Here is a 7,464-nt window from a genome sequence, read left to right as displayed (position 1 = left end):
GCGGCCCAGAGTGCGGGAGAAGGCAAAAAATCGGCGTGTATGGTAGCTTCGTATTCGGTTGTAGTCGGGCGCAACGGGAAATTTGTTAGGTGTGGTAACCCCAAAATTCTCGCGCTCGGCTACAACTTCCTTATTTTCCGGATAGGCTCTAAGTAGGGTAGCCGAAGCTTCCCGCACAAATAGTTCATCTTGGCAGTGAGTTAAGTAGTGCTTCTGAAAAGTCAGCGGCCCATAGCCGCGCTAAAGTGCCCTGCTTGCTACTAGAGCGGCGCAGCGCGCTTTCAGAAACCCTAAACCACGAGCGTGCAGACGAATACCAGCAGTCCGCGCCCGCCCAGGGGTGGGGAGGAATCGGCCGCGAACCAGCGGGGTGCAGTGGTTTGCGAAAACACCAGCGCCGGCCCGGCGGGCCAAGCTAACTCAAGCGCCGCTACCGTGGCCGGCAACGGGGCCAGCAACAGCACCTTGGTCACTAGCTCGTGCACGGCCACCGACAGCTTGTGCACCTGTTGGCTGAAATCGCAGCAGTTATCGGTGGCCTGGGATGTGGCCGGCACCAGTTCTTCGGTGCAGCCACGCAAGTCGGCTCGTCCCGGCACCGAAACCGCGACCATGCTACGCCCACTCAGATTGCAGGTCAGCCGCTGTACCGTGAGCCCCACCGAAGTAGTGAGCACCAGCACGGCCAGCATAACACTAACGAGGCGATGGGACAAGGGATAAGGACGCATGGTACCCGCAAAGGTAAAGCCAGCACCAACTTGTCGGCGTATGAAATCCGGACCAGCGGTGTGCGGTATCCGGGCGTGGGGAACGCAGCAGGTGCTCCCAGAACGGTGCCTGGTCACTACTGTCAATTTGGCTGCTTGAGAATTGACGGGCTCAATAAGCAGGGGTTTAATCTGACCAGCAACCCCAAAATAGTTGGATTTTTAGCACGTGAAGCCTGTTTTTTATTTGTGGTAGGAAATGGTAAATCGTGGTTGATTTTTGATGTGGTTCCCGTACATTTGCCAATACCGTCTCCGTTTCCCTTGGCGGTCTGTGCCCATGAACCTGTTGTCCGGCGAATATGAATGCAAGCTGGACCCCAAAGGGCGGCTTGTGCTCCCGGCCAAAGTCAAGGGCAATTTGCCGGAGGAATCGGGCAACCAGCTAATTCTGGTGCGCGGGTTTGAGCCCTGCCTCGTGCTGTATCCGCGGGCGGCTTGGCGCGTTATCCACGAAAAGGTGATGGCCTTGGACGAGTTCAACGAGGAGTATCGTCAGTTTCAGCGGAATTTCTTTCGCGGGATGACGGAGGTGGAGCTTGACTCCATCAACCGTTTCATGCTGCCTCGCAGCATGTTGCGCTATGCCGGAATTGAAAAAGAAGCCATCATCGTGGGCCTGGGAAACCGCTGCGAAATCTGGGACCCCAGCCGCTACGATGAGTATCTCATAAAAGACCAGCAGACCTTTAGTAAATTGGCGCAGAAGTTTTTATCAGTTGAAACCCCGCCCCAAAGCGGCCCCCTGGCGTGAGCGAATACACCAACGATACCGCCTACCACCGTCCCGTGATGCTGGCCCAGTGCCTGGCCGCCCTCGACCTGCAACCCAACGGCCGCTACGTCGACGTGACCTTTGGTGGGGGCGGGCATTCCGCCCGCATTCTCGAAAAGCTGACGACGGGCCATCTGTACAGCTTTGACCAGGATGCCGACGCAGAAGCGGAAGCAGAAAAGTTAATCGGCCCGGCGTTTACATTTGTCAAGGCTAATTTCCGTGACTTAACTGCGGAATTACAGCAGCTGGGCGTGTTGCCGGTGGACGGCTTGCTGGCCGACCTGGGCGTCAGTTCGCACCAGTTTGACACCCCGGAGCGAGGCTTTTCCACGCGGTTTGATGGGCCGCTGGACATGCGCATGGACCCCGACGGGCCGTTGACAGCCGCGGACATCCTCAACGATTACAAGGAGGCCGACCTGCACCGCATCTTCGGGATGTACGGCGAGGTGACCAATGCCCGCACCCTGGCCCAGACCGTGGGGGCTGCCCGCCGCGGCCGTCGCCTCGCAACCATTGCCGAGTTGAAGCAGGCCATTCAGCCCTGCACGCCCCGTGGCAAGGAAAATAAATACCTGGCCCAGGTATTTCAGGCCCTGCGCATCGAAGTAAACCAGGAGATGCAGGCGCTACAGGAAATGCTGTTGCAAACGGCCGAGGTGCTTCGCCCCGGCGGCCGGCTGGTGGTGATGAGCTACCACTCGCTGGAAGACCGGCTGGTAAAGAATTTTATCGGCAAGGGAAAGTTTTTTGGAGCCGTTGAAAAAGACTTCTTTGGCAATGAGAGCAAGCCATTTGAGGCCGTGAATCGCAAGCCGGAAGAAGCCGACCCCAACGAAATAGCCCTGAACAGCCGGGCCAGAAGTGCTAAATTGCGTGTTGCAATTCGCAACTAGCTTACCGAAAAGGAGCATAAGTCAATGAGTAAAGCCTTGAAAATATACACCTTGCAATATGCTGGTTCAAGGCTGGTTTGGGGGCAGTGCCGGGCGGCAGTGTATGGCCCGGCGGCCGCTTTGGTTTCCCCGAATGGTTCACCGTTGAGCGTCATCTGAAACAATGGCTACTAATACGCTCCGTCCTTCTAATGCGCCGCGTCGGGCCAATGTGCCCCGCGAAGTGCCTGCCCCCGCGCCCGAAGTGGTGCCCGAAGAAGTGGTAGCCGAAGCGCCCGTGCCGGAGCCCGCGCCGGCTCCGGTGCGCGAAAAGCGGCCCCGCAAACCCAAAAAGGAGCCCCGGCCCCGCAGCTCGTGGAGCCTGTTTTCATTACTGGACCGGGTGACAAGCGTGGATGGCCTGTTTCGGGAAGGCCTGCCGGTGCGCTTTCTGCCGCACCTGCTTTTTGTGATGCTGCTCACGCTGCTTTACATTGGCAACACGCACTACGGCAACCGCATGAACCGGAGTATTCAACGTCTCAAGCAGGAAACCGAAGACCTGCGCGCCGACTACACCACGCTGAAATCGGACTACATGGAGGCCAGCAAGCAGAGCGAAGTGGCCCGCAAAGTGGCGGCTTTTGGCCTGGTTGAAAGCTCTTCACCGCCTTTCCGCATTTCGGTGCCCGCTGGCCGCCTCGATGCCGCCGAGCTGGAGCTGATGCCCGTGCTGACGGCCGATACCCTGGCAGCCCGCGCGGCCCGCGACTCGGCCGCGACGCTGCAAAACGATATTATGGCGGGCCGGCGGCGCGATGCGGCACTCAGCGATGAGGACAGCGGCCCGGAGATTATTGCGCCGCCGCAACCCCTGGACGACGATACAATTGTGGCCAACGTGCCTGCTCAACCCGTTCGCCGGGCGGCAGCAGCAGCCAGCCAGGCCGCGAAACCAAGGGTTTCAGCCCGTAGCAACAAGGCGACCGTAGCCAAAGCAGGCGCCAAAAGCAAGACTCAAAAGCGTAGCCCAGCCAAGTTCCAAACAGCTGACAGACAGCGTAAAATCGAAAGAAACTGATGAAAGGCAGCGTTAAAAACTCCATTGTGACGCGGGTGCGGCTGGCCTTTTTGGGGGTGGCCGTGTTCTCGTTTGCTATTTTCTGGAAAGCTACCAAAATCCAGTACCAGGAAGGGGCGCGGTGGCGGGCCCTGGAGCAGGAGCGGCGCATCAGCTACCAGCCGGTGCCGGCTACAAGGGGCAATATCTACTCTGATAACGAGAGTATTATGGCGACTTCGCTGCCCTTTTACCGGGTGGCCTGGGACCCTGGCGTGGTAGAAAAAGACGTTTTTGACGCGGGCGTGGATTCGCTGGCGTGGCATCTGTCGCACTTTTTTGGCGACCGCAGCGTGCAGGAGTACCGCCGCCGGCTCAAAAATGCCCGCGACCCCAAGCGGCACGTGGTGCGGTACATTCGGCTCAACTCCCGGCAAATCAACTTTCAGGAGAAAAAGCAGCTGGCCAACTGGCCCATTTTTCGGGAGAAGCGCAACCGGGGCGGGGCCATTTTTGAGAAGGTGGACAAGCGGTTTCGGCCTTTTGGCGGCCTGGCACAGCGCACGATTGGCTTCATCAACGAAGACCGGAACGGCGCGGGATTGGAGTACACGTTTGAGCAAAGCCTGGCGGGCAAAGCCGGCGAAGCCCTATTTGAGCGGGTGCCGGGCGGCGTAAAGCCCGTGTACGACGGCACCGAAATCAAGCCCCAGCCCGGCTACGATATCAAGACGACGCTTGATATCAACCTCCAGGACGTGGCCGAAAATGCTCTGTACAAGTCGCTGGTCGATAACAATGCCCAGTACGGCTGCGTGATTTTGATGGAAGTCGCGACCGGGGAAATCAAGGCGGTGGCCAACCTGGGCAAAGCCTCGGACGGCAGCTACAAGGAGGATTACAACTACGCCTTTGCCGACCAGGGCCGGACCGAGCCGGGCTCTACGTTCAAGCTGGCGTCGATGATGGCGCTGATGGAGGCGCGGCCCAATATTGAGCTCGACGATATCGTGGACACCGGCAACGGCCGCATGGCCATTGGCGGGGCTGTGAAAACGGACTCGCACGGCTACGGCCGCATCACGGTGCAGCAGGTGTTTGAGAAGTCCTCCAACATTGGCGTAGCCCGGCTAGTACACGAGAATTTCGTGAAAAACCCCAACGAGTATTACGACCAACTCAAGAAATTCGGGCTCGATAAACCGTTGGGCTTCCAGATGGCCGGCGAAGCCAAGCCCTACGTGAAGGACCCGCAGGACCGTAGCTGGAGCCGCACCTCGCTCACCACCATGAGCATCGGCTACGAGCTGAAGCTGGCGCCGCTGCAAACGCTGGCCTTGTACAATGCCATTGCCAACGGCGGGGTGAAGGTGCAGCCGCTCATCGTGAAGGAAATCAAGCAGGCCGATAAGGTGCTGCAGCGCAACGAAACCGTGGTGCTCAACCCCAAAATTTGCTCGGATGCCACGCTGGCCAAAGTGAAGGCGATGATGGAAGGCGTGGTGGAGCGGGGCACCGCCCGCAGCATCCGGCCCAACGACTACGCCATTGCCGGCAAAACCGGCACGGCCTGGAAGTTCAAAAACGGGCGCTACACCAAAACTTACTCGACTAGCTTTTGCGGGTACTTCCCGGCCGATAAGCCCAAGTACAGCTGCATTGTGGTGGTGGACTCGCCCCGCAACGGCCGTATCTACGGTGCCGACGTGGCCGCGCCGGTCTTCCGCGAAGTGGCCGATAAGTGCATGGCGCGCGACCTGCTGAGCCAGCGCCCGCTGCTGGCCAAAGCCCGCCTGAACAAGAGCCGCGTGCCGCTGGTGCGCGCTGGCATGCAGGACGAGCTGGCGCTGGTCTGCCAGAAGCTGGGACTCGCTGGCCAAACCCAGGCCACCGGGGGCGAAGAGTGGGTGCGGGCCGCTTCGGACACCGCTTTCCACGCCCGCACCGTGGCCTTGGTGGTGAACCCGGTGCGTCCCGGCCGCGTGCCACAGGCGAAAGGACTGACCTTGCGCGACGCCTTGTTTCTGCTTGAAAACCGGGGCTTGCACGTGCGCGCTATGGGCACGGGCCGGGTGCGCGAGCAGTCGCTGGCCGTGGGCAGCGCCCTGAATCGGGGCGACATTATCACGCTCACGCTGGCCGAAACGGGCCCGCGGCTGGAAGCGCCCAAGGCCCTGCCGGAACCCGAGCACACCAAAGTGGCCGAGAACAAGCTGATTATTCCGGCCGACGCCGACCCGGCCGCCAAGGCCAAACCCAAAGCGACATCTTTGCGGGCTAAGGCTGCAACCGCTTCGGCAAAACCGGCGGCCACCAAAAAAACGACCAGCACGACCGTCAAGAAAACCACTCCCAAAGCCAAAGCTTCCGCCCCGAAAACTCCCGCCAAAGCGGCTAAAAAGCCGGCTACCACAACGCCGTCCAAGCCCGCTGTCCGCCGCACCTAACTGTTTCGTTTGCCCGGTTGCCTTATTTTGACAGGCCGCCGATTTTTCCGCTCATGACTTCCCTGCCGCTCTTTTCCCTGCTAACCGACGTGACCGTGCTGGCCCAGCACGGCCCCGCCGACGTGCCCGTTACGGCGCTCACCCTCGACTCGCGGGAGGCGGGGCCGGGCGTGGCGTTTTGCGCCCTGCGCGGCACGGCTACTGATGGTCACAAGTTCATTGAAACGGCGGTGGCGCAGGGGCTGGCGGCGGTGGTTTGCGAAGAATTGCCGGCCACTATGGCGTCCGGTACGGCCTACGTACTGGTGGCGGACAGTGGCGCGGCGCTGGCCCACATGGCGGCGGCGTTTCACGGGCACCCGTCGCGGCAGCTGCAGCTGATAGGGGTGACCGGTACCAACGGCAAAACCACTTGCGCCACGCTATTGCACAAGCTGTTGCGGGAGCTGGGTTACCACGCGGGCCTGCTGAGCACGGTGCAGAATCAGATTGACGAAGAGGTGATTCCGGCCACGCACACCACGCCCGACGCCATCCGGCTGAACGCGCTGCTGGCCCGCATGGTGGCGGCCGGCTGCACCCACGTGTGCATGGAAGTGAGCAGCCACGCTGTAGCCCAGCACCGCGTTACGGGGCTGCGCTTTGCCGGCGGCGTATTCACTAACCTCACCCACGACCACCTCGATTACCACGGCACGTTCGACAACTACCTGAAGGCCAAAAAGGGCTTTTTTGACGCGCTGCCCAAAACCGCTTTTGCCCTCACCAACGCCGACGACAAGCGCGGCCCGGTGATGCTGCAAAACACCGCCGCCCGCCGCGAAACCTATTCCCTGCGCGGCGCGGCCACGTTCCGCGCCAAGCTTATTGCCAACGAAGTACACGGCCTGCACCTCGAAATTGAGGGCCGCGAAATCCTGTTCCGCCTCATTGGGGTGTTCAATGCTTACAACCTGCTGGCCGTGTATGGCGCGGCGGTGCTGCTGGGCGAAGACCCCACCGAAGTACTCACCATTCTCTCGGGCCTGACCACGGCGCCGGGCCGGTTCGAGCCGGTGCTGTCGGGCAAGCAGGGTATCACCGGCATCGTGGATTACGCCCACACGCCCGACGCGCTGGAAAACGTGCTCCAAACCCTGCTCGAAATCCGGCAGCCGACCCAGCAGATTATTACCGTGGTGGGTTGCGGGGGCAATCGGGATGCAGCCAAACGGCCCATCATGGCCAACCTGGCGGCGCGGTTTTCCAACCAGGTTATTCTCACCGCCGACAACCCGCGCTTCGAGGACCCCAACGAGATTCTGGCCCAAATGCAGGCTGGCGTTACGGCGCCCGACTCGGCTAAAGTCCGTACCGTGGCCGACCGCCGGGCGGCCATCGAAACCGCCGTGCAATTGGCTGGCGCCAATGATATTGTGCTGGTGGCCGGCAAAGGCCACGAAAACTACCAGGAAATCCGCGGCGTGAAAGCGCCGTTCGACGACAAGCTGATTTTAATCGAAATTTTTGCGGCCCTCGGCAAGTAACGGCCCGC

The 7,464-nt window shown here is 60.7% G+C and carries 6 protein-coding genes; 5 read left to right on the top strand and 1 reads right to left on the bottom strand.

Annotated features, from left to right (window positions below; genetic code table 11):
* Nucleotides 1-290: 290 nt before the first annotated feature.
* Nucleotides 291-716: a hypothetical protein gene (locus GM79_RS22280; protein WP_152560145.1), complete on the bottom strand. Its 426-nt coding sequence runs from the start codon at nucleotides 714-716 to the stop codon at nucleotides 291-293.
* Nucleotides 717-1,050: 334 nt separating this feature from the next.
* Here GM79_RS22280 and mraZ point away from each other — a divergent pair, with 334 nt between their 5' ends.
* The 5 genes from mraZ (at nucleotide 1,051) to GM79_RS22255 (ending at nucleotide 7,456) form a co-directional block, all read left to right on the top strand.
* Nucleotides 1,051-1,524 (top strand): division/cell wall cluster transcriptional repressor MraZ, encoded by a 474-nt coding sequence (gene mraZ / locus GM79_RS22275; RefSeq protein WP_051719195.1) that lies wholly within the window; start codon nucleotides 1,051-1,053, stop codon nucleotides 1,522-1,524.
* The gene (gene rsmH / locus GM79_RS22270; RefSeq protein ID WP_072008703.1) at nucleotides 1,521-2,444 is read left to right on the top strand and encodes a 16S rRNA (cytosine(1402)-N(4))-methyltransferase RsmH; all 924 of its coding nucleotides are present in this window, start codon (nucleotides 1,521-1,523) and stop codon (nucleotides 2,442-2,444) included. The genes mraZ and rsmH overlap by 4 nt, the downstream gene beginning before the upstream one ends.
* A gap of 163 nt (nucleotides 2,445-2,607) precedes the next feature.
* Nucleotides 2,608-3,504, top strand: a complete 897-nt coding sequence (locus GM79_RS25890; protein ID WP_200875642.1) for an FtsL-like putative cell division protein — start codon at nucleotides 2,608-2,610, stop codon at nucleotides 3,502-3,504.
* On the top strand, nucleotides 3,504-5,930 hold the full coding sequence (locus GM79_RS22260) for a penicillin-binding protein (RefSeq protein ID WP_081867941.1): 2,427 nt from the start codon (nucleotides 3,504-3,506) through the stop codon (nucleotides 5,928-5,930). Before GM79_RS25890 ends, GM79_RS22260 begins: the two co-directional genes overlap by 1 nt.
* A gap of 53 nt (nucleotides 5,931-5,983) precedes the next feature.
* Nucleotides 5,984-7,456, top strand: coding sequence for a UDP-N-acetylmuramoyl-L-alanyl-D-glutamate--2,6-diaminopimelate ligase (locus tag GM79_RS22255; protein ID WP_035568130.1), 1,473 nt, complete (start codon nucleotides 5,984-5,986; stop codon nucleotides 7,454-7,456).
* Nucleotides 7,457-7,464 lie beyond the last annotated feature (8 nt).

This window comes from Hymenobacter sp. IS2118, from assembly GCF_000715495.1.
GTDB lineage: Bacteria > Bacteroidota > Bacteroidia > Cytophagales > Hymenobacteraceae > Hymenobacter.
This window is presented reverse-complemented; position numbering and strand designations above follow the sequence as displayed.

Excerpts from the sequence above, each read along its gene's own strand:
- mraZ (WP_051719195.1), top strand. The coding sequence starts at position 1,051 with ATGAACCTGTTGTCCGGCGAATATGAATGCAAGCTGGACCCCAAAGGG.
- GM79_RS25890 (WP_200875642.1), top strand. The coding sequence starts at position 2,608 with ATGGCTACTAATACGCTCCGTCCTTCTAATGCGCCGCGTCGGGCCAAT.
- GM79_RS22260 (WP_081867941.1), top strand. The coding sequence starts at position 3,504 with ATGAAAGGCAGCGTTAAAAACTCCATTGTGACGCGGGTGCGGCTGGCC.
- GM79_RS22255 (WP_035568130.1), top strand. The coding sequence starts at position 5,984 with ATGACTTCCCTGCCGCTCTTTTCCCTGCTAACCGACGTGACCGTGCTG.